19 protein-coding genes and 1 tRNA gene are annotated in these 20438 nt (G+C 67.8%); 13 read left to right on the top strand and 7 right to left on the bottom strand.

The features are described 5' to 3' along the window. Window positions 1-86: 86 nt before the first annotated feature. From nth to DSC_RS09750, 3 genes are read right to left on the bottom strand one after another with little or no spacing between them, the layout of a single operon-like run. Window positions 87-809 carry an endonuclease III gene (nth, locus tag DSC_RS09760; RefSeq protein ID WP_014161002.1) on the bottom strand — a complete coding sequence of 241 codons (723 nt, stop codon included), beginning with the start codon at window positions 807-809 and terminating at the stop codon, window positions 87-89. After that, window positions 806-1171, bottom strand: coding sequence for a hypothetical protein (locus DSC_RS09755; protein ID WP_014161001.1), 366 nt, complete (start codon window positions 1169-1171; stop codon window positions 806-808). Before DSC_RS09755 ends, nth begins: the two co-directional genes overlap by 4 nt. Next, window positions 1171-1953 carry an enoyl-CoA hydratase/isomerase family protein gene (locus DSC_RS09750; protein ID WP_043290518.1) on the bottom strand — a complete coding sequence of 261 codons (783 nt, stop codon included), beginning with the start codon at window positions 1951-1953 and terminating at the stop codon, window positions 1171-1173. Before DSC_RS09750 ends, DSC_RS09755 begins: the two co-directional genes overlap by 1 nt. A 176-nt stretch (window positions 1954-2129) precedes the next feature. Here DSC_RS09750 and DSC_RS09745 point away from each other — a divergent pair, with 176 nt between their 5' ends. The 3 genes from DSC_RS09745 (at window position 2130) to DSC_RS09735 (ending at window position 4617) form a co-directional block, all read left to right on the top strand. Continuing rightward, entirely contained in the window at window positions 2130-2864 is a 735-nt protein-coding gene (locus DSC_RS09745) for an FKBP-type peptidyl-prolyl cis-trans isomerase N-terminal domain-containing protein (RefSeq protein ID WP_014160999.1), read from the top strand. A gap of 98 nt (window positions 2865-2962) precedes the next feature. Next, complete coding sequence (locus tag DSC_RS09740; RefSeq protein WP_014160998.1) at window positions 2963-3763, top strand: CoA pyrophosphatase; 801 nt, start codon at window positions 2963-2965, stop codon at window positions 3761-3763. After that, window positions 3760-4617 (top strand): sulfurtransferase, encoded by an 858-nt coding sequence (locus DSC_RS09735; RefSeq protein ID WP_014160997.1) that lies wholly within the window; start codon window positions 3760-3762, stop codon window positions 4615-4617. Before DSC_RS09740 ends, DSC_RS09735 begins: the two co-directional genes overlap by 4 nt. On the opposite strand, the gene DSC_RS09730 is transcribed toward DSC_RS09735, so the two are convergent. The 3 genes from DSC_RS09730 to uvrA form a co-directional block, all read right to left on the bottom strand. Further along, complete coding sequence (locus DSC_RS09730) at window positions 4607-5380, bottom strand: enoyl-CoA hydratase/isomerase family protein (RefSeq protein ID WP_014160996.1); 774 nt, start codon at window positions 5378-5380, stop codon at window positions 4607-4609. The two genes, DSC_RS09735 and DSC_RS09730, sit on opposite strands and share 11 nt — an antisense overlap. Before the next feature lie 115 nt (window positions 5381-5495). Beyond that, window positions 5496-5933 (bottom strand): acyl-CoA thioesterase, encoded by a 438-nt coding sequence (locus DSC_RS09725; protein ID WP_014160995.1) that lies wholly within the window; start codon window positions 5931-5933, stop codon window positions 5496-5498. Further along, on the bottom strand, window positions 5930-8881 hold the full coding sequence (gene uvrA / locus DSC_RS09720) for an excinuclease ABC subunit UvrA (RefSeq protein ID WP_014160994.1): 2952 nt from the start codon (window positions 8879-8881) through the stop codon (window positions 5930-5932). Before uvrA ends, DSC_RS09725 begins: the two co-directional genes overlap by 4 nt. A 299-nt stretch (window positions 8882-9180) precedes the next feature. Here uvrA and rplU point away from each other — a divergent pair, with 299 nt between their 5' ends. From rplU to obgE, 3 genes are all read left to right on the top strand, one after another. Continuing rightward, entirely contained in the window at window positions 9181-9501 is a 321-nt protein-coding gene (rplU, locus tag DSC_RS09715) for a 50S ribosomal protein L21 (protein WP_014160993.1), read from the top strand. A gap of 12 nt (window positions 9502-9513) precedes the next feature. Continuing rightward, the gene (gene rpmA, locus DSC_RS09710) at window positions 9514-9774 is read left to right on the top strand and encodes a 50S ribosomal protein L27 (protein WP_014160992.1); all 261 of its coding nucleotides are present in this window, start codon (window positions 9514-9516) and stop codon (window positions 9772-9774) included. 175 nt (window positions 9775-9949) lie between these two features. Continuing rightward, window positions 9950-11017, top strand: coding sequence for a GTPase ObgE (gene obgE, locus DSC_RS09705; protein ID WP_014160991.1), 1068 nt, complete (start codon window positions 9950-9952; stop codon window positions 11015-11017). A gap of 305 nt (window positions 11018-11322) precedes the next feature. On the opposite strand, the gene rpsT is transcribed toward obgE, so the two are convergent. Further along, on the bottom strand, window positions 11323-11592 hold the full coding sequence (gene rpsT / locus DSC_RS09700) for a 30S ribosomal protein S20 (RefSeq protein WP_014160990.1): 270 nt from the start codon (window positions 11590-11592) through the stop codon (window positions 11323-11325). A 152-nt stretch (window positions 11593-11744) separates the two neighbouring features. Here rpsT and murJ point away from each other — a divergent pair, with 152 nt between their 5' ends. The 7 genes from murJ to DSC_RS09665 all read left to right on the top strand — a co-directional run bounded on the left by murJ (window position 11745) and on the right by DSC_RS09665 (window position 20247). Continuing rightward, window positions 11745-13337 carry a murein biosynthesis integral membrane protein MurJ gene (murJ, locus tag DSC_RS09695; protein WP_148268199.1) on the top strand — a complete coding sequence of 531 codons (1593 nt, stop codon included), beginning with the start codon at window positions 11745-11747 and terminating at the stop codon, window positions 13335-13337. A gap of 106 nt (window positions 13338-13443) precedes the next feature. Continuing rightward, entirely contained in the window at window positions 13444-14394 is a 951-nt protein-coding gene (locus tag DSC_RS09690) for a bifunctional riboflavin kinase/FAD synthetase (protein WP_014160988.1), read from the top strand. A gap of 79 nt (window positions 14395-14473) precedes the next feature. After that, complete coding sequence (gene ileS, locus DSC_RS09685) at window positions 14474-17305, top strand: isoleucine--tRNA ligase (protein ID WP_014160987.1); 2832 nt, start codon at window positions 14474-14476, stop codon at window positions 17303-17305. Window positions 17306-17448: 143 nt separating this feature from the next. Beyond that, the gene (gene lspA, locus DSC_RS09680; RefSeq protein ID WP_083833604.1) at window positions 17449-17922 is read left to right on the top strand and encodes a signal peptidase II; all 474 of its coding nucleotides are present in this window, start codon (window positions 17449-17451) and stop codon (window positions 17920-17922) included. A gap of 113 nt (window positions 17923-18035) precedes the next feature. Beyond that, complete coding sequence (gene ispH / locus DSC_RS09675; protein ID WP_014160985.1) at window positions 18036-18986, top strand: 4-hydroxy-3-methylbut-2-enyl diphosphate reductase; 951 nt, start codon at window positions 18036-18038, stop codon at window positions 18984-18986. A 35-nt stretch (window positions 18987-19021) separates the two neighbouring features. After that, window positions 19022-19097: transfer RNA gene (locus DSC_RS09670), tRNA-Thr, on the top strand. A gap of 247 nt (window positions 19098-19344) precedes the next feature. Next, on the top strand, window positions 19345-20247 hold the full coding sequence (locus tag DSC_RS09665) for a manganese catalase family protein (protein ID WP_014160984.1): 903 nt from the start codon (window positions 19345-19347) through the stop codon (window positions 20245-20247). Window positions 20248-20438: the final 191 nt, after the last annotated feature.

The following is a 20438-nucleotide window of genomic DNA, read 5'->3' as shown; positions in this document are numbered from 1 at the left end:
ATGGCGCCGCGCACCGCCTGACCGGTGGGCCGGGCCGCCACACCCGGCGCCTGAGCAGCAGGACCGTGCTGCTGCTGGACCGGCCGTCAGGCGGGTGTCAGCGATCGCGCTGCACGCGCCACAGGCCCGCCATCCCCGGGTTGGCCGGCGGTTTTGTCTCGATACCGGCACAGATCGCGGATCACGCAGTTGGGACAGTCCGGACGCCGCGCCTTGCACACGTAGCGCCCGTGCAGGATCAGCCAATGGTGCGCGTTGTGCAGGTAACGGGCCGGGATCACCTTGACCAGCTTGTCCTCGACCGCGCGCACGTCCTTGCCGGGCGCCAGCCCGGTGCGGTTGGCGACGCGGAACAGATGCGTGTCCACCGCGATGGTCGGCTCGCCGAAGGCGGTGTTGAGCACCACGTTGGCGGTCTTGCGGCCGACCCCGGGCAGGGCTTCCAATGCCTCGCGCTGGCGTGGCACTTGCCCGCCATGCTGGTCGACCAGGATCTGGCAGGTGGCGATGATGTTCCTGGCCTTGGCGTTGAACAGGCCGATGGTGGACAGGTAGCGCTTCAACCCTTCCTCGCCCAGCTCCAGGATCGCCTGCGGCGTGTTGGCGACCGGATACAGCCGGCGGGTGGCCTTGTTGACGCCCGCGTCGGTGGCCTGGGCCGACAGGATCACCGCGATCAGCAGTTCGAATGGCGAGCTGTATTCCAGCTCGGTGGTCGGCTGTGGATTGAGCTCGGCCAGGCGCGAAAACATCTCTTCGATCTGCGCGCGCGTGAGCGTGCGGGTGCGGCGTGCGGCCTTGGTGCTCACCCGTTTGGTGTTCCGGCCGCGCGCGCCCTGGCACGTGCCAGCGCCGCGGCCACGGCCGGCGGCAGGGCGGGTGCAACCGGGGTGTTCGAAGGCGCAGGCGGCGGCGCACGGCGGGCCTGGCGTTCGGCCGCGCGCCGGGTCAGGCGTGCGCCGCGTGCGCGGTAACGTTCGCGTGCGGCCCAGGCCTTGCGCAGGCGTTGCTGTGCGGCCTGGACCTGCCCGCTGGCGCTGGCGCATCGGCCGCAGTCGGGCCGGGGGGCCGCCTCCATCAGGCCGGCCTCGATCGCCGCATCGACCTGGCCGTCGGCCAGCAACACGGCCAGCTGCTGCAGCGGCCTGCAGTCGTGGTCGATGGCGCTCATCAACGGCCCGAGAAGCTCGGCTTGCGCTTGCCGACGAAGGCGGCGGTGCCTTCGCGCATGTCCTGCGTGGCAAACATCAGGCCAAACTGCGCGCCTTCGAACTGCAGGCCTTCGCTCAGCGCGCATTCGCCGCCGTGGATCACCGATTCCAGGATCGCGCGCAGCGCCAGCGGGGCGGCGTTGGCCAGCTGCACGGCCAGCGCTTGCACGCGCGCATCCAGCGCATCGGCGGTGACCACTTCATTGACGATGCCCAGCTCGAGCGCGCGCGCGGCGCTGATCGGCGCGCCCAGCAGGCACAGTTCCAGGGTCGCGGCGCGGCCGGCCAGGCGCAGCAGGCGCTGGGTGCCGCCGAAGCCGGGGATCAGCCCCAGGTTGATTTCCGGCTGGCCGACCTTGGCGGTGTCGGCGGCGATGCGCAGGTGGCAGGCCATCGCCAGTTCCAGTCCGCCACCGAGCGCAAAGCCGTTGACCCGGGCGATCACCGGCTTGGTCAGGGTCTCGATGGTGCGCATCAGCAGCTGGCCGCGCAGACCGAAGTCGCGTCCGGCCATGGCGCCCATGTCGGCCATCTCGCCGATGTCCGCGCCGGCGACGAAGGCCTTGGCACCGGCCCCGGTCAGCACCACCACGCGCACGGCCGGATCGGCCTCGGCCGCCTGGAAGGCCTGGGTGAGGGCGGCGATGGTGGCCGCGTTGAGCGCGTTGAGCTTGTCGGGGCGGTTGACGGTGATCTGGCGGATTGCGCCCGAATCGGTGGTCAAGACAGGTGTTTGGTCCATATGGGGAGCCTTGTTTTTTCGTAAATAAAAGGTAAAGCCGGAACTTTGCGTCCCGGGACCGAGTCAATGCCGGCAATGCCTCACTGGCTGTTAAGTTCGGGCAGGGCTATCCTAGCGCGTCAATCTGGGCCGCCGGTCGCGAGCCCATTCCCATAAACCCCGGAGGTTTGTAAGACATGAAGTTGCGTTTGCTTTCTGCCAGCGTGCTGGCCATGACCCTGGCCGCAGGCACCGCTGCCGCACAGACCTCACCCGCCGCACCGGCGTCCACTGCGGGCTCGGAGCGCAACGCGCTCAGCTACGCGCTGGGTTACGACCTGGGTCGCAACCTGATCGAGAGCGGTGAGTCCATCGATCTGGCCACCGTGCAGAAGGCCCTGAGCGAAGGCTATGCGAAAAAGGAGCCTTCCGTGCCGGTCGACCAGCTGCGCAACGCGGTCCAGCAGATGGAAGCGCGCCAGCAGGCCAAGGCCAAGGCCGCCTTCGAACAGGCCGCTGCCGCCAACAAGGTCAAGTCCGACGCCTTCCTTGCGCAGAACAAGGCCAAGGCCGGGGTGCAGACCCTGCCCGGCGGCGTCCAGTACCGTGTGGTGGAGGCCGGCAGCGGCGCCAAGCCGACCCAGGCCAGCACCGTGACCATCCAGTACAAGGGCTCGCTGTCCGATGGCCGCACCTTCGTCGACACCTTCAGCCCGCGGGAGGGCCAGACCACCCCGCCGCCGCCGGCCAGCCTGAAGGTCAGCGAGATCCCCCTGGCAGGCCTGCGCGATGCACTGCTGCAGATGCCGGCCGGTTCGCGCTGGGAAGTGACCATGCCGCCGGAAAAGGCCTACGGCAATACCCCGCAGTCGCCGATCGGCCCGAACCAGGCGGTTGTCTTCGACGTCAAGCTGGTCAGCGTCGCCAAGTAAGTTGACGCCGACTGCATGACCAAGACGATGCGCCGGCCTGTCCGGCGCATCGTCGTTTTGGACATGGCCATGCCCGTACCCACAGCAAGGTAGATCCGATGTTCCCCGCCACCGGCCCCACGTTGTCGCCCTGCATCGGCCTGTGCACGCTGCGTGGCGATGGCCTGTGCCGTGGCTGCCTGCGCGCGCTGGAAGAGATCGCCGCCTGGCCGCAGATGGGCGATGATGCACGCAAGGCGCTGACGGAACGCCTGCCCGAACGCGCACGCATGCCCCACGATCTGCACATCCTGTTGCCGGAATACGACGCCCTGCAACGCGCGTTGCATCCGCTGGATGCGCGCCCTGCGCCGCGCGGCTGGAACGCCGATCAATTGGAAGGGCTCCTGCCGCCAGGTCCGCCGGCCGCGGCGGCGGTGCTGGCCGGCCTGGTGCCGCGCAGCACGGGGACCACCGTGCTGCTGACCCGTCGCCACGACGGGCTGCGCCAGCACGGCGGCCAGGTGAGTTTCCCCGGTGGCCGCGTCGATGCCGGCGATGCCGATGCCGTGGCCGCCGCGCTGCGCGAGAGCGATGAGGAAATCGCGCTCAAGCGCGCCCAGGTGCAACCGATCGGCCTGCTCGACACCTTTGCCACGATCACTGGCTTCCTGGTCACCCCGGTGGTGGCGGTGATCCATCCCGGGTTCGTGCCGCTGCCCAATCCAGGCGAGGTGGCCGAGGTGTTCGAAGTGCCGCTGGACTACCTGATGGCGCCACACAACCTGCGCAGCGTGGCCCTGGAATTGAAGGGCCGCCCGCGCACCGTGCTGGAATACGACTGGGCCGAGCAGCGCATCTGGGGCGCGACCGCGGCCATCCTCTACAACCTGCGGCGTCGCCTGGAGGCGGTTGCATGAACTGGACCACGCTGGTCGATCCGGCCGTGCTGGCATTGCATCTGGATGATCCGGACCTGCGCATCGTCGATGCGCGCTTCGTGCTGACCGATCCTGGTGCCGGGCGCGCGGCGTATGCGCAGTCGCACCTGCCCCATGCGGTCTACGCCGATCTCAACGAGGACCTGGCCGATCTGTCCAGGGTCGCGTCGGGGCAGGGCCGGCATCCGTTGCCGGAAGTGGACGCATTCACCGGGACGCTCGGGCGCTGGGGCATCGCGCCCCGGCATCAGGTGGTGGTCTACGACGCCGGCGACGGCAGCATGGCCGCCGCGCGCCTGTGGTGGCTGCTGCGGCTGCTGGGACATGCGCAGGTGGCGGTGCTCGATGGCGGTCTGGCAGCCTGGCAGGCGGGCGGCCTGGCGCTGACCGATGAGCTCCAGTGGCCGCCTCGGCAACCGCCGTATCCGGGCGGCTACGACAGCGCCCGCATTGCCGGCACCGGGGAAGTGGCCGCGCGCCTGCACCAGGCGCCGGGCTGGCTCATCGATGCGCGCTCGGCCGAACGCTTCAGCGGTGGCCAGGAACCGGTGGACCGCATCGCCGGCCACGTGCCGGGTGCGGTCAACCGCCCGTACCTGGACAACGTCCACGCGGGCCGCCTGCGCGACCCGGATGCCTTGCGCGGTGAGCTGCAACCATTGCTGGGCGCGCACGCGCCGGACCAGGTCGTGCTGATGTGCGGTTCCGGCGTCACCGCCTGCCATCTGCTGCTGGCGTTCGAACATGCCGGCCTGGCGGGCCCGCGTGTCTATCCCGGCTCGTGGAGTGGCTGGATTTCCGATCCGGCGCGTCCGATCGCGACTACTTCCTGAGTCGGGCCACCATCGCCTGCAGCGCGGCCTGCGCATCGGGCTGGTACCAGTCGTTGATGAACTCGTCCAGGTCCACGCGGTTCAGCGCCGCGCGCACGTCGGCACGGGCGATCTGGCGGGTCTTGCGCTGCGGTGCCCGCGGCAGCCGGGCCATCTCCTGCAGCCAGCGCAGGGCCTGAGCCACGGTGGCAGCGGCATCGTCGGCCAGGGCGTCGACCAGTCCGATGGCCTCGGCCTGTTCGGCCGGGATCATCGCCCCTGTCACCAGCAGGCGTTCGGCGCGATGCACCCCGACCACGCGCCGCATCAGGTGCTGGATGCCGTCCGGCACGGCCAGGCCGACCTGGGTTTCGTTCAGGCCGATCTGCAGCGGCCGCGCCGGATCGGCGCTGCGCGTCATCACCCGGTAATCGCAGCATAGCGCCAGCGCGCAGCCACCTGCGGGCGCGTGGCCGGTCAGTGCAGCGGCGACCGGCATCGGCGCGCCGGCCAGGGTCCTGGCGACGTTGAAGAACGCGCTCCAGCTGGCATGCAGCGCAGCGCGGTCGTCGCCATGCGAGAGCAGGGACGGCACGTCCAGGCCGGCCGAGAAGACGCGCTCGTTGCCCGACAGCAGGACGCCGGCAACGCCGTCGTCGAATGCGCCCTGCAGCGCCTCCAGCAGGGCCGCACAGAGCGCATCGTCGAGCGCGTTGACCGGTGCGCGGGCCATGCGCAGTTCGCGCACATCGTCGTGCTGCACCACCTGGATCAGTTCGGACATTGCGGGCCCCTCCCGGAAGCGGTCAACTTGGGATGATAGCCCGCCGTGCGCCGCGGTATGGAGGTGGCGGCAGGCGGAGCGGCAGGGCCGATCCGCTCCCCGGGATGCTGCCGCCTCAGGCGACCGTGCTCGCCGCGCGCACCGCATCGGGCAGGGGCGCGCTCTTGCCGGTGGCCGTGTCGATCCACACCAGCACGACGTGGCCATCGGCGTACACGACCGTATCGTCGTTGTCGGCCACGATCCGATGGCCGATGGTCATGCTCGAGTTGCCCAGGCGCTCGATGAACAGCTCGACCACGATATCGTTGGGCCACACGATCGGCAGGCGGTAGTTGACGTGGGTATTGGCCACCACCGGCGAGACGCCGCTGCCCATCTTTGAAATGTCGGTGACGCCGTGCAGCCAGCGCACGCGCGCTTCCTCCAGATAGGAAACGTACTTGGCGTTGTTGACGTGGCCGTAGGCATCCATGTCGCGCCAGCGCACGCTGATCGGAATGCGCGCCAGCACCGGGCGCGGGACGTGGACGGTGTCGTTGTGATCGCTCATGAGGAAGCCTTCTTCTTGATCTTGTTTTTCACCGCCGCCTGCTTGGCCGCGACCTTGGCGGCCATGCGCGGCGGCAGTACCTCGGCCTTGGCCATTGCCGCCGGTCTGGTCGCCTTGGCCGCGGTCTGCGGCAGCAGCCTGGCCAGGAACCGGCCGGTGTGCGATGCCGGGTTGGCCGCGATCTCCTCCGGCGTGCCGGTGGCGATGATGGTACCGCCACGGTGGCCGCCGTCCGGGCCCAGGTCCACCACCTGGTCAGCGGTCTTGATCACGTCCAGGTTGTGTTCGATCACCACGATGGTGTTGCCGTCGTCGCGCAGCTTGTGCAGCACCGCCAGCAGGTGCTCGATGTCGTGGAAGTGCAGGCCGGTGGTCGGCTCGTCCAGGATGTAGAGCGTGCGCCCGGTGTCGCGGCGCGAGAGTTCCTTGGACAGCTTGACCCGCTGGGCCTCGCCGCCGGACAGCGTGGTCGCGCTCTGGCCCAGCTTGACGTAACTCAGGCCCACGTCCATCAGCGTTTCCAGCTTGCGCGCGATCGAGGGGACCGGCTCGAACAGCTTCAGCGCATCCTCGACGGTCATTTCCAGCACGTCGTTGATGTTGAAGCCCTTGTAGAGGATCTCCAGGGTTTCGCGGTTGTAGCGCTTGCCGTGGCACACATCGCACGGCACATAGACATCGGGCAGGAAGTGCATCTCCACCTTGATCAGGCCATCGCCCTGGCAGGCCTCGCAGCGGCCGCCACGGACATTGAAGCTGAAACGCCCCGGCGAGTAGCCGCGCGCGCGCGCCTCGGGCACCTGTGCGTACAGCTCGCGCAGCGGCGTGAACAGGCCGGTGTAGGTGGCCGGATTGGAGCGTGGCGTGCGCCCGATCGGCGACTGGTCGATGTCCACGACCTTGTCGAACAGGTCCAGGCCATGGATCTCGCCGAACGGCGCGACCGGATGCGAAGCACCGTTGATCGCGTTGGCGCTGAGCGCATACAGGGTGTCGTTGATCAGGGTCGACTTGCCGGAACCGGACACGCCGGTGATGCAGGTGAACAGACCCGCTGCGATCTCCAGGTCCACGCCCTTGAGGTTGTTGCCCCTGGCGCCGGTGAGCCGCAGGGTCATGTCCGGGTTGGGCCTGTGCCGGGTCCTGGGCACCTCGATCCGGCGCTTGCCCGAGAGGTACTGGCCGGTCAGCGAACGCGGCGCCTTGAGCAGGTCGGCGACCGTGCCCTGGCCGACGATCTCGCCGCCATGCACGCCGGCGCCGGGGCCGATGTCCAGCACGTAGTCGGCCGCGCGGATCGCATCCTCGTCGTGTTCGACCACGATCACCGTGTTGCCCAGGTCGCGCAGGCGGGTGAGGGTGCCGAGCAGGCGCTCGTTGTCGCGCTGGTGCAGGCCGATCGACGGTTCGTCCAGCACGTACATCACCCCGACCAGGCCGGCGCCGATCTGGCTGGCCAGACGGATGCGCTGGGCTTCACCACCGGACAGCGTATCGGCCTTGCGTTCAAGGGTGAGGTAATCCAGGCCCACGTCGATCAGAAAGCCCAGCCGCTCGCCGATCTCCTTGACGATCTTGGTCGCGACTTCACCACGCCAGCCGGCCAGCTTCAGGCCGGTGAAGAACGCCAGCGCCTGGTCGACCGGCAGCACCGCGATTTCCGGCAGCGCACGGTCGGCGACGAACACGTTGCGTGCGGCGCGGTTCAGGCGCGCGCCACCGCATTCGGGGCAGGCCTGCTCGCTGATGTACCGGGCCAGTTCCTCGCGCACGGCCGCCGACTCGGTCTCGCGGTAGCGGCGCTCCAGGTTGGGCAGGATGCCTTCGAACTTGTGCTTGCGCTGGCTGCGTCCGCCCGATTCGGTGAGGTAGGTGAAGGACACCAGCTCGTTGCCGCTGCCGTACAGCACCGCCTGCCGGACCTTCTCCGGCAGGATCATCCACGGCGCATCGACGTCGAACTTGTAGTGCCTGGCCAGCGAGGCGATCAGCTGGAAGTAGTACGCGTTGCGCCGGTCCCAGCCGCGCACCGCGCCGGCCGACAGCGACAGCTCCGGATGCACGACCACGCGGGCCGGATCAAAGAACTGCGCCACCCCCAGGCCGTCGCACTTGGGGCAGGCGCCCACCGGCGAATTGAAGGAAAACAGGCGCGGCTCCAGTTCGGGCAGCGAGTAGTCGCAGACCGGGCAGGAATACTTGGAGGAGAACAGGTGCGGCGCGGCAGCCGGATCATCCAGCGACCTCACCGCGGCCATGCCCTCGCCCAGCTTCAGCGCAGTCTCGAAACTTTCGGTCAGGCGTTGCTTGATGTCCTGGCGCGGCTTGAAGCGGTCGATCACCGCCTCGATGGTGTGCTTGACCCGCAGCGCCAGCGGCGGCACCGCATCGATTTCATGCAGTGCCCCGTCCACGCGCACGCGCACGAAGCCCTGTGCACGCAGCTGTTCGAACACCTGGGCGTGCTCGCCCTTGCGTTCGCGGATCACCGGCGCCAGCAGCATCCAGCGCTGCTCGCCGTCCAGCGCCAGCACCTGGTCGACCATCTGGCTCACCGTCTGCGCTTCCAGCGGATAGCCGTGATCCGGGCAGCGCGGGACCCCCACGCGGGCGTAGAGCAGGCGCAGGTAGTCGTAGATCTCGGTGATCGTGCCCACCGTCGAGCGCGGATTGTGCGAGGTGGACTTCTGCTCGATCGAGATGGCCGGCGACAGGCCTTCGATGTGGTCCACGTCGGGCTTTTCCATCACGCTCAGGAACTGGCGGGCGTAGGCCGACAGCGATTCGACATAGCGGCGCTGGCCTTCGGCATAGATCGTGTCGAAGGCCAGCGAGGACTTGCCCGACCCGGACAGGCCGGTGATCACGATCAGCTTGTCGCGCGGCAGGTCGAGGTCGATGTTCTTCAGGTTGTGGGTGCGTGCGCCGCGGATGCGGATGCTGTCCATGCCTTTGGGGGTCTGGCCTGTGCAGGGAAGGGGAGCGCTGGCGCGTGTGGATCCAGTGCGAATCGGTCAGCCTAGCGAGTCCCCTGTATGGGGGCAATCGAGGTGTTTGGAAGAGCCGGTGCAGGCATTGCCGGCGTCGGGGCCGGGGCGCGCGGGCCAAGGCCTGGCCTGCACGTCCGGTTCATGCGGTGACTTGCTCCAAGTCACTGATCCAGCTATCATTGCCAGCTCTGCGCGCCCCTCGATGGGCGGCAGGCATGAGAATAACTACGAAAAGCCAACACCTAGAGGAAACACCCATGTACGCAGTTATGGTCACGGGCGGCAAGCAGTATCGCGTCATGCAGGGCGAAACCCTGCGCGTTGAGAAGCTCGACGCCGAAATCGGCAAGGACATCACTTTTGACACCCTGCTGATGCTGGGCGACGAAAACGGCATCACCCTGGGCGAGGCGCTCAAGGGCGCCAGCGTCACCGCGACCGTCAAGTCGCAGGGCCGTGCCGACAAGGTCCGCATCATCAAGTTCCGCCGCCGCAAGCACCACATGAAGCAGCAGGGGCACCGGCAGTACTACACCGAAATCGAGATCACCGGCATCGCCGGTGGCAGCAGGCAGTAAGGAGAAGCACTCATGGCACATAAAAAGGGCGTAGGTTCCTCGCGCAACGGCCGCGATTCCAACCCGAAGATGCTGGGCGTGAAGGTCTACGGTGGCCAGGCCATCGAAGCCGGCAACATCATCATCCGCCAGCGCGGCACCCAGTTCCATCCGGGCCAGGGCGTCGGCCTGGGCCGCGACCACACGCTGTTCGCGCTGGTCGATGGAAAGGTTGACTTCTCGGTGAAGGGCGCCAAAAAGCGCCGCACCGTCAGTGTGTTGGCCCAGGCGTAAGCCTTCGCGACAGCGCCGCGAAAGCCCCGCTTCGGCGGGGTTTTTCGTTTCATGCGCTGGCGCATCCGCGCGGCGGCCTGGCGCGGCAAGGCCCGGTGGGGTCGCAGCCGCTAGAATTTTCCGCCGGCGCCTGGTGCGCTGGCCAATCCTCATTCCTTTTTGCGGTCCCGATCCCATGAAACTCGTCGATGAAGCCGAAATCCAGGTCGTTGCCGGCAACGGCGGCAATGGTTGCGTCGGCTTCCGCCGCGAGAAGTTCATTCCGCTGGGCGGGCCGGACGGCGGCGACGGCGGCGACGGCGGCAGCGTCTGGCTGCAGGCCGACGAGAACCTCAACACCCTGGTCGACTTCCGTCACCAGCGTCACTTCAAGGCCCAGCGCGGCGAGAACGGCATGGGCCGGCAGATGTATGGCAAGGCGGGCCAGGACCTGGTGATCACCGTGCCGGTCGGCACGATGGTGGTCAATGTCGGCACCGACGAAGTCATCGGCGACCTGGTCGCCCATGGCGATCGGCTGCTGGTGGCCCGCGGCGGCAAGGGCGGCCTGGGCAACATGCATTTCAAGTCCTCGATCACCCGTGCGCCGCGCAAGGCCACCCCGGGCGAGGAAGGCGAGCAGCGCCTGCTCAAGCTGGAACTGAAGCTGCTGGCCGACGTGGGCCTGCTGGGCTTCCCCAATGCCGGCAAGAGCACGCTGATCCGGGCGGTCTCGGCGGCCACCCCAAAGGTGGCCGACTACCCGTTCACCACGCTTTATCCCAACCTGGGCGTGGTCAGTGTCGAGGCGCACCGCAGCTTCGTGATCGCCGACATTCCCGGCCTGATCGAGGGCGCGGCCGAAGGCGCGGGCCTGGGCGCGCAGTTCCTGCGCCACCTGCAGCGCACCCGCCTGCTGCTGCACCTGGTGGACATGGCGCCGGTGGCCGAGGAATTCGCCCGGACCGGGGTGACCGTCTCTCCGGCCGAGCAGGTCCGGGCGATCGAACGCGAGCTGCGCAAGCACGACCCGCAGTTGCTGGACAAGCCGCGCTGGCTGGTGCTGAACAAGGCCGACCTGATGTTCGCCGACGAGGCGGCCGCGCGGGCCAAGGCCATCGTCGAGGAACTGGGCTGGACCGGGCCGTGGTATGTGACCTCGGCGATCTCGCGCGAGGGCACCTTCCCGATCATGAAGGATGTGATGGCCTTCTTCGATCGCCAGCGCGAGGACGCGCTCGAGGCTGCGCGCAACGCCAGCTGAGCACTGGCGGTGCTTTCCCGTTTCCTGGGTTGGGCCCTCGCGGCGCCGAGCGGGCCTGGCCGTCTGGCACCCCTGGAACTGCAGGCGGCAGGCGTACAGACAACAAAAAATCGCCTGGAGCGATTTTTGACGTTGCGCAGCAACGGCCCGAAGGGTGGCCGCCAGGGAGGGTGGGCCACAAAAAATCGCCTGGAGCGATTTTTGACGTTGCGCAGCAACGGCCCGAAGGGTGGCCGCCAGGGAGGGTGGGCCACAAAAAACCCGGCCGAAGCCGGGTTTCCTGTTGCCCTGCCGTCAGGCAGATGTCACGCGGCCTTGAGGGCCTTGATGCGCGCGACCAGGCGGCTCTTGTGACGGGCGGCCTTGTTCTTGTGGATCAGGCCGCGGGCGCTGAAGCGATCGAGGATCGGCTGGGCGGTGGCGAAGGCGGCTTCTGCGCCGGCCGCGTCGTTGGCGTCCAGCGCCTTGATGACTTTCTTGACGGCGGTGCGCAGCATGGAGCGCTGGGCGACGTTGCGCGCGTTGCGCACGACGGTCTGCTTGGCGCGCTTCTTGGCGGACTTGATATTGGCCACGTTGGGATCCTGAGAATTCTTGGGGTTGACGGCGGACGGAAAAACGAACGGGAAATTATGGGCTATTCAATGGGTTGGGTCAAGGCGGTGGGCGTGAGCCGGCCACGGCATGGTGTCCGGCTGGCGGGGCAGGGCGCGTGAGCCCGCCGAGGATGCTGCGCGGGGTGCTGTCCTTCAGCAGCATGACCATGGTCTCACGGGTGCTGGGGCTGGTCCGCGACCAGGCCATCACCTACAGCTTCGGCGCCAATGCGGTGACCGATGCGTTCTGGGTGGCCTTCCGGATCCCGAACTTTCTGCGCCGGCTGTTTGCCGAAGGCGCGTTCTCCACCGCCTTCGTGCCGGTATTCATGCAGGTCAAGGAAACCCGTCCACACGCGGACCTGCGTGAGCTGATGGCGCGGGTGTCCGGCACCCTGGGCGGCATCCTGCTGCTGGTGACGGCGCTGGGGCTGATCTTCACCCCGCAGGTGGCGATGATCTTCAATCCGGGCTCGGTCGATGACCCGGCCAAGTTCGGGACCATTGTCGACCTGCTGCGGCTGACCTTTCCTTTTTTGCTGTTCGTCTCGCTGACCGCGCTGTCGGGCGGGGCGCTGAACAGCTTCAATCGCTTCGCCATTCCGGCGCTCACCCCGGTGATCCTCAACCTGTGCATGATTGCCGGCGCGCTGTGGCTGGCCCCGGCCATGGGCATGTCGATCCTGGCGCTGGGCTGGGCCGTGCTGGCGGCCGGCGCGCTGCAGCTGCTGTTCCAGATTCCGGCACTGCGCGGCATCAACCTGCTGGCCATGCCGCGCTGGGGTTGGAACCATCCGGACGTGCGCCGGGTGCTGACCCTGATGGTGCCGACCCTGTTCGGCTCATCGGTGGCCCAGATCAACCTGCTGCTGGACACGGTGATCGCTTCGTACCTGTTTGCCGGTTCGCAGAGCTGGCTGTCGCAGGCCGACCGGTTTCTGGAGCTGCCGCTGGGCGTGTTCGGCGTGGCGTTGGGCACGGTGATCCTGCCGGCGCTGTCGCGCCATCACGTACGCACCGATGCAAGCGGCTTTTCGAACGCGCTCGATTGGGGGCTGCGGACCACGCTGTTGATCGCGGTGCCGGCGATGGTCGGGCTGATGCTGCTGAGCACGCCGCTGGTGGCCACCCTCTTCCAGTACGGCAAGTTCACCGTGTTCGATACGCGCATGGCGGCGATGTCGGTGTTCGGCCTGAGCTTTGGCCTGCCGGCCTTTGCCCTGCTGAAAATCGTGCTGCCTGCGTTCTATGCGCGCCAGGACACGCGCACCCCGGTGCGTGCAGGCGTGGCAGCACTGATCGCCAACATGGCGCTGAACCTGATCTTCCTGGCCGTGCTGTACCAGGTCATGGTCAAGCCGGAAGTGCGCGCGCTGGGTGTGACCGCAGCCCTGGCGCAAACGCCCGGCCTGCACCTGGCCCTGGGCCTGGCCAGTGCCGTGGCCAGTTTCATCAACCTGGGGTTGCTCTGGCGCTGGCTGGGGCGCAGTGGCGTCTACCAGCGCAGGCCGGGCTGGGGGCGATTCCTGCTGCGCCTGGTGGTGTCGTGTCTGGCGATGGCGGCGGTGGTCGGCGCCGGGCTGCACTGGCTGCCTGACTTCACCGGCATGGACAAGTGGCATCGCATCGGCCTGCTGCTGGCGCTGGTGGCGGCCGGCGCGGCGACCTACGCCACGGTGCAGGTGCTGCTCGGATTGCGTCCACGCGATCTGCGCGAGCACTGACCCAGACGCGAGCTTGTGCCGGCGCGTGGCGGCTATACTTCACGGGTTTCCCAAGAGATCTCATGGGTCGGCCGGTGCGCGCGCCGCGCGGCCCGATGTCCCAGCGATGAGCAGGCTGTTTCGTGACGTCGAAGGCGGGGTGCTGACCCCGGGTGGCAGCGTGGCGTGCATCGGTGCGTTCGACGGCCTGCACCTGGGCCATCGGGCACTGTTGCGCCACGCCCGGCAGCGTGCCCGTGCCCTGGGCGTGCCATTGGTCGCGCTGACCTTCGAGCCGCTGCCGCGCGAGTTCTTCCTGCCGCACGATCCACCGCCGCGCCTGAGCCTGCCGCGGGCCAAGGTCGAAGGCCTGTTCGAGGCCGGCGCCGACCAGGTCGGGTTGCTGCGCTTCAACCAGCGCATGACCGCGATGTCGGCGCAGGATTTCGTCCACACCTTGCTGGTTGGCCGGCTGCAGGCGCGCGAGGTGTGGATCGGGCCGGAGTTCCGCTTCGGCCACAGGCGTGGTGGCGACCTGGCGCTGCTGCAGGCGATGGGTGCCGCGCTGGGCTTTGCCGCCGGGCAGATCGAGCCGGTGCGGTGCGACGATGGCGAGCGGGTCTCGTCCACGCGCATCCGCGCGGCGCTGCGCCAGGGCGACTTTGCCCATGCGCAGCGCCTGCTGGGCCGTCCGTACGCGATCAGCGGGCGGGTCGTGCGCGGCAGGCAGCTGGGCCGCACGCTGGGCTTTCCCACCGCCAACCTGCGCTTTCCCAGGACGCCGGTGCTGTCGGGCATCTATGCGACCTGGGTGCATGGGGTGACCGAGCGGCCGTGGCCGTCGGTCTCCAGCTTCGGCACCCGGCCGACGGTGCAGGGCGTCGAACCGCTGCTGGAAGCGCACCTGTTCGACTTCAACGCCGACCTGTACGGGCGCCACCTGCGGGTCGAGTTCGTCGCCAAGCTGCGCGATGAAGAGAAGTTCGACGGGCTCGATGCCCTGACCGCGCAGATGCAGCGCGACGCCGCCCAGGCGCGCCAGCTGCTGTCCACCGAACGCTACAGGGCCACTGCGTGAATCGCGCCCCGGTCCGCCCCCATGTCCGCGCCGTCAGGCGTGGACGCCCCCAAGCACAGCCGCCGAGAAACCCAGTTCCGTGAGCATCGACTACAAAGCCACCCTGCACCTGCCGGCCACGGATTTCCCGATGCGCGGCGACCTGCCCAGGCGCGAGCCGGACATGCTCAAGCGCTGGTACGAGCAGGACCTGTACGCCCGGCTGCGCGCCCACGCCAGCGGCCGGCCGCTGTTTGTGCTGCACGATGGTCCGCCGTACGCCAATGGCACCATCCACCTGGGCCATGCGGTCAACAAGATCCTCAAGGACATCATCGTCAAGTCGCGCCATCTCGCCGGCTTCGATGCACCTTACGTGCCGGGCTGGGACTGCCACGGCCTGCCGATCGAGGTGGCGATCGAGAAGAAGTACGGCAAGGTCGGCAGCAAGCTCGACGCCAGGCAGTTCCGCGCCAAGTGCCGCCAATACGCCGAGGAGCAGATCGACCTGCAGCGCAAGGACTTCAAGCGCCTGGGCGTGATCGGCGACTGGGACAACCCGTACAAGACGCTGAATTTCCGTTTCGAGGCCGACGAGATCCGCGCCCTGGCCAAGATCATCGCCAACGGCCACCTGCTGCGCGGGGCCAAGCCGGTGCACTGGTGCTTCGACTGCGGCTCGGCCCTGGCCGAGGCCGAGATCGAATACCAGGACAAGCTGTCCCCGGCGATCGACGTGGCCTACACCGCGCGCGATCCACAGGCGCTGGGCGCCGCCTTCGGCGTTGAGGTTCCGGCGGGGGTGGAAGTGGCCGTGCCGATCTGGACCACCACGCCGTGGACCCTGCCGGCCTCGCTGGCCGTGAGCGTCGGTCCGCAGCTGGATTACGTGCTGGTCGAAGGGCCGGCACGTGACGGCGCGCCGCGCTGGCTGGTGGTGGCCGAAGCGCTGGCGCAGCGCGCACTGGCCCGTTATGGGGTGACCGGCGTGGTGATGAAGGGCCACGCCAAGGGCGCAGCGCTGGAGCACCTGGTGCTGACCCATCCGTTCTACGCCCAGCGCGACATTCCGCTGATCCTGGGCGAACACGTGTCGGCCGAGGACGGCACCGGCGCGGTCCACACCGCGCCCGGCCACGGCCAGGAGGACTACGCGGTCGGTCTGGAATACGGGCTGGTCGAGCAGTACACCGCCGCCCAGATCAACCCGGTCGACGGCCGCGGCGTGTACCTGCCGTCCACGCCCGCGTTCGATGGCACCGAGCTGGCCGGCATGCACATCTGGAAGGCCAACGATGTCATCGTCGAACTGGCCCGGGCCAACGCTTCGCTGCTGGCCTTCCACCCGCTGACCCACAGCTACCCGCACTGCTGGCGGCACAAGACCCCGGTGGTGTTCCGCGCCACCCCGCAGTGGTTCATCTCGATGGACCAGGCCAACCTGCGCGCCGATGCGCTGGCCGCGATCAAGGAGGTGCGCTGGTTCCCGGCCTGGGGCCAGGCGCGCATCGCCGGCATGGTCGAAGGCCGTCCGGACTGGTGCATCAGCCGCCAGCGCACCTGGGGTGTGCCGATCGCGCTGTTCGTCCATCGTCAGACCCAGGAGCCGCATCCGCGTTCGGTCGAGTTGATGGAACAGGTGGCACTGAAGGTCGAGCAGGGCGGCGTCGATGCCTGGTACGACCTGGACGCGGCCGAACTGCTCGGCGAGCAGGCCGCGGACTACGACAAGGTCACGGACATCCTGGATGTGTGGTTCGACTCGGGCGTCACCCACGAAGGGGTGCTGCTGGAACGCGGCTTCGGCAAGCCGGCCGACCTGTACCTGGAAGGCTCGGACCAGCATCGCGGCTGGTTCCAGTCCTCGCTGCTGACCGGGGTGGCCATCGACAGGGCGGCCCCGTACAGGCAGTGCCTGACCCATGGTTTCACCGTGGACGAGCATGGCCGCAAGATGTCCAAGTCTCTGGGCAACGGGATCGAGCCGCAGGACATCATGAAGACCCTGGGCGCGGACATCCTGCGCCTGTGGATCGCCAGCGCCGACTACAGCAACGAGATGGCGCTGTCGCAGGAGATCCTCAAGCGCAACGCCGATGCCTATCGCCGCCTGCGCAATACCGCGCGCTTCCTGCTGGGCAACCTGCACGGCTTCGACCCGGCCGTGCACCTGCGCCCGCTGCAAGACATGGTCGCGCTGGACCGCTGGATCGTGCATCGCGCCTGGGAGCTGCAGGAGAAGATCAAGGCGGCCTACCAGCGCTACGACTTTGCCGCCATCGTCCAGGCGCTGCTGAACTTCTGCAGCGTGGACCTGGGCTCGCTGTACCTGGATGTGACCAAGGACCGCCTGTACACGATGCCGGAGGACTCGCGCGGGCGCCGCTCGGCGCAGAGCGCGATGTACCGCATTGCCGAAGGCCTGGTGCGCTGGATCGCGCCGATCCTGAGCTTCACCGCCGATGAAATGTGGAGCTACCTGCCGGGCAAGCGCCTGGACAATGTGCTGTTCGCCACCTTCTACGACGGCCTGGCGCCGCTGCCGGCCGATGCCGCGCTGTCGGCGGACGATGTCGATGCACTGCTGGCGCTGCGCGAGCAGGTGGCCAAGGTGCTCGAACCGATGCGCGCCAGCGGCGCGATCGGCGCGGCGCTGGAAGCAGAAATCGCCATCTCCGCCGAGCCGGCCACTGCCGCGCGCTGGCAGGCACTGGGCGATGAGCTGCGCTTCCTGTTCATCAGCGGCGACGTGACGGTGAGTGCGGTGCAGGCCGACGGGGTGTTGGTGCGGGCCGCGCGGACCAGCAAGCCCAAGTGCGTGCGCTGCTGGCAGCACCGGGCCGATGTCGGCGCCAACGCGGCCCATCCGGAGCTGTGCGGGCGCTGCGTGGACAACATCGAAGGCGCAGGCGAGAACCGGCAGTGGTTCTGAACGCAGCCAAGACGCCGGGCAATGCACCGGCAGGGTCGGGCGCGCCGCCGCAGGCCGGGAGCCCTGGTGCCGATCTTCGGCGAGCTCGCCGAGCGGATCTTCCCGGCTCCCGGGCCCCGGGTCCGCGGTCCCGGCCTTCGGCACTGATCTGGCTGCTGCTCTCTGCGCTGGTGATCGGCCTGGACCAGTGGTCCAAGGCCTGGGTCCTGGCGCGCCTGCCCGAGTTCGAGGCGGTCCAGGTGATCGACGGTTTCTGGAACTGGTACCGGACCTACAACACCGGCGCGGCGTTCAGCTTCCTGAGCAATGCCGGCGGCTGGCAGATCTGGTTCTTCACCGCGCTGGCGGTGATCGTCTGCGGCCTGCTTGGCTGGTGGCTGTCGCGGACCCCGCGTGGCGACTGGCGCACCGCGCTGCCGTATGCGCTGGTGATCGGCGGTGCGCTGGGCAACGTGATCGACCGGCTGCTGCATGGCCACGTGATCGATTTCATCCAGTGGTACGTGGGCGACCACTACTGGCCTTCGTTCAACATCGCCGATTCGGCCATCGTCTGCGGGGCCGTCGGCATTGCCCTGTCCGGACTGTTGAAGCGCGAAACGAGGGAAGAGGAGTGAGAAAAAAGGGGCGTGAGTCGTGGCGGGTCAGATTCACGGCCTGTGGCGTTGCTTGCAGGGCTGTCCTTCGTTTCTCACTCCCCTTCCCGCGTCCCTCGCTCTAAACTGCGTCCATGGATGTCCTGCTCGCCAATCCCCGTGGCTTCTGCGCCGGTGTCGACCGTGCGATCGAGATCGTCAAGCGCGCGATCGAGGCGCTGGGCGCGCCGATCTACGTGCGCCACGAGGTCGTGCACAACCGTTTCGTGGTCGATGACCTCAAGGCCCGCGGCGCGGTCTTCGTCGAGGAACTGGACGAGGTGCCCGACAACAGCACGGTCATCTTCAGCGCCCATGGCGTGTCCCAGGCGGTGCGCCAGGAGGCCGAGCGCCGCGGCCTGAAGGTCTTCGATGCCACCTGTCCGCTGGTGACCAAGGTCCACCTGGAAGTGGCCCGCCACTGCCGGGCCGGGCGCGATGTGGTCCTGATCGGCCACGCCGGCCACCCGGAAGTGGAGGGCACGATGGGCCAGTGGGACCGCGAATGCGGCACCGGGCGCATCTACCTGGTCGAGGACATCGCCGGGGTGGCCACGCTTCAGATCGAGCAGCCGGACAATTTTGCCTATACCACCCAGACCACGCTGTCGGTGGACGACACGGTCGGCATCATCGCCGCGCTGCGGGCCAGATTCCCCGCCATGCAGGGACCGAAAAACGACGATATCTGCTACGCCACCCAGAACCGCCAGGACGCCGTGCGCGACCTGGCGCGCCAATGCGACCTGGTGCTGGTGGTCGGCTCGCCCAACAGCTCCAATTCCAACCGCCTGCGCGAGCTGGCCGAGCGCGATGGTGTGGAGGCCTACCTGATCGACGGTGCGCAGGAGATCGACCCGGCCTGGATCGACGGCAAGCGCAAGGTCGGCGTCACCGCCGGCGCCTCGGCCCCGGACGTGCTGATCGACGGGGTGATCCAGCGCCTGCGCGAGCTGGGCGCCGGCGGGGTCAGCGAGCTGGCCGGCGAACCGGAAAGCATGGTCTTCGCCCTGCCCAAGGAACTGCGCCTGCAGCTGGTCAATTGACCAGGCCAGGCCCGGTCCCTAGAATCGCGCTCCTCGCCGGAATAGCTCAGTTGGTAGAGCGGCGCATTCGTAATGCGTAGGTCGCAGGTTCGACTCCTGTTTCCGGCACCAGGTTCAAGCCGATAAAAACGCTCCATCAGATCAAGGGTTGGCCGGTTTCCGTCCGACCCTTTCGTCTGTATGCCCTTCTGAAAATCAGGCACGCAGCAGCCGCGATCTGGTGGTCAGCGAACGGGGTGCCTGTTGCCGCCACGTGCTATGCGTCGGTGAAGGCGATTTTTGGCAGGTCTCATGTCGATTTACTGAGGCCGTCCTATGGTCTGGGCCCGAGGGGGATCACACACCATAGGAGCCTGCCATGTACATGCACAACAAACGCCTCCAGTACACCGTCCATGTAGCTGAACCCAATCCTCAACTGGCGGTTCTGCTTTTGGAGCAGTTCGGCGGGCCGCAGGGCGAGCTGGCCGCGGCCATGAGGTACTTCACCCAGGCCCTGGCAGAAGATGATCCTGGCCGCAAGGACATGCTTTACGACATCTCCACCGAGGAGCTCAGCCACCTTGAGATCATCGGCTCGATCATTACCCTGCTCAACAAGGGCACCAAGGGCGAGCTGGCCGAAGGCATGATCGAGGCCGCTGGAATGCGGCTTCTCACCGGCAACAGCACCAGTCAGACAGAAGCCATTCTGTACGGCAGTGGCACGGCTCTGGTGAACTCATCGGGCGTGCCGTGGACGGCGGCCTACATCGATACCATCGGTGAGCCGACTGCAGACCTGAGATCGAACATTGCCGCAGAAGCACGCGCCAAGATGGTCTACGAACGCCTGATCAACGTGACCGACGATCCGGGAATCAAGGATGCGCTCACGTTCCTGATGACGCGCGAAATCGCGCACCAGAAGTCCTTCGAAAAGGCCCTGTACGCCATCACGCCAAACTTCCCGCCAGGGAAACTGCCCGGCGATCCCGCATACACCGACCTGTACTTCGATATTTCCCAGGGCGCCGGCAATGCCAGCGGCCCCTGGAATCAGGGCGCGCAATGGGAAGTCGTGGACGATCGCGACGCCCAGTCGGCGGTCGATGGTGGGGACGGCAGCGCAAGCGTGGAGCTTTCGAAAACGCAGAAGGCCGCGTTGCAGGCCTTCGCCGCTCGCACGGCCTCCAATCCGGAAGGCGACCCGCTGACCGGTGCCGATCTGGGCGCTGGGCCCGGGGCGGGGGCGACCAAGAATCCGGCAGCCGAGCCCTGATCTGCCATCTGATACGCCCCGATCAGGACCGCGCCGTTTGCGGGTGGCGCCGGAAGCCAGCGGGTCATTTTTGGCCTGGATCTCGTTTGGTCGCTGCATGCGGTATTGCGCCTCCCCGCTTTCGTTAAGTCGGCTTGATGCGCATCGCCGGCAAGCGCGTCGCGGCGGTAACGGGCCATGGGGGAGGGTAG

The sequence above is a fragment of the Pseudoxanthomonas spadix BD-a59 genome (genome assembly GCF_000233915.3).
Lineage (GTDB): Bacteria > Pseudomonadota > Gammaproteobacteria > Xanthomonadales > Xanthomonadaceae > Pseudoxanthomonas_A > Pseudoxanthomonas_A spadix.
The sequence above is the reverse complement of the archived record's forward strand: the minus strand, read 5'-3'. Positions and strand labels throughout refer to the sequence as shown.

Excerpts from the sequence above, each read along its gene's own strand:
- DSC_RS09755 (WP_014161001.1), bottom strand. The coding sequence starts at position 1,171 with ATGAGCGCCATCGACCACGACTGCAGGCCGCTGCAGCAGCTGGCCGTG.
- DSC_RS09750 (WP_043290518.1), bottom strand. The coding sequence starts at position 1,953 with ATGGACCAAACACCTGTCTTGACCACCGATTCGGGCGCAATCCGCCAG.
- DSC_RS09745 (WP_014160999.1), top strand. The coding sequence starts at position 2,130 with ATGAAGTTGCGTTTGCTTTCTGCCAGCGTGCTGGCCATGACCCTGGCC.
- DSC_RS09740 (WP_014160998.1), top strand. The coding sequence starts at position 2,963 with ATGTTCCCCGCCACCGGCCCCACGTTGTCGCCCTGCATCGGCCTGTGC.
- DSC_RS09735 (WP_014160997.1), top strand. The coding sequence starts at position 3,760 with ATGAACTGGACCACGCTGGTCGATCCGGCCGTGCTGGCATTGCATCTG.
- DSC_RS09730 (WP_014160996.1), bottom strand. The coding sequence starts at position 5,380 with ATGTCCGAACTGATCCAGGTGGTGCAGCACGACGATGTGCGCGAACTG.
- DSC_RS09725 (WP_014160995.1), bottom strand. The coding sequence starts at position 5,933 with ATGAGCGATCACAACGACACCGTCCACGTCCCGCGCCCGGTGCTGGCG.
- uvrA (WP_014160994.1), bottom strand. The coding sequence starts at position 8,881 with ATGGACAGCATCCGCATCCGCGGCGCACGCACCCACAACCTGAAGAAC.
- rplU (WP_014160993.1), top strand. The coding sequence starts at position 9,181 with ATGTACGCAGTTATGGTCACGGGCGGCAAGCAGTATCGCGTCATGCAG.
- rpmA (WP_014160992.1), top strand. The coding sequence starts at position 9,514 with ATGGCACATAAAAAGGGCGTAGGTTCCTCGCGCAACGGCCGCGATTCC.
- obgE (WP_014160991.1), top strand. The coding sequence starts at position 9,950 with ATGAAACTCGTCGATGAAGCCGAAATCCAGGTCGTTGCCGGCAACGGC.
- murJ (WP_148268199.1), top strand. The coding sequence starts at position 11,745 with ATGCTGCGCGGGGTGCTGTCCTTCAGCAGCATGACCATGGTCTCACGG.
- DSC_RS09690 (WP_014160988.1), top strand. The coding sequence starts at position 13,444 with ATGAGCAGGCTGTTTCGTGACGTCGAAGGCGGGGTGCTGACCCCGGGT.
- ispH (WP_014160985.1), top strand. The coding sequence starts at position 18,036 with ATGGATGTCCTGCTCGCCAATCCCCGTGGCTTCTGCGCCGGTGTCGAC.
- DSC_RS09665 (WP_014160984.1), top strand. The coding sequence starts at position 19,345 with ATGTACATGCACAACAAACGCCTCCAGTACACCGTCCATGTAGCTGAA.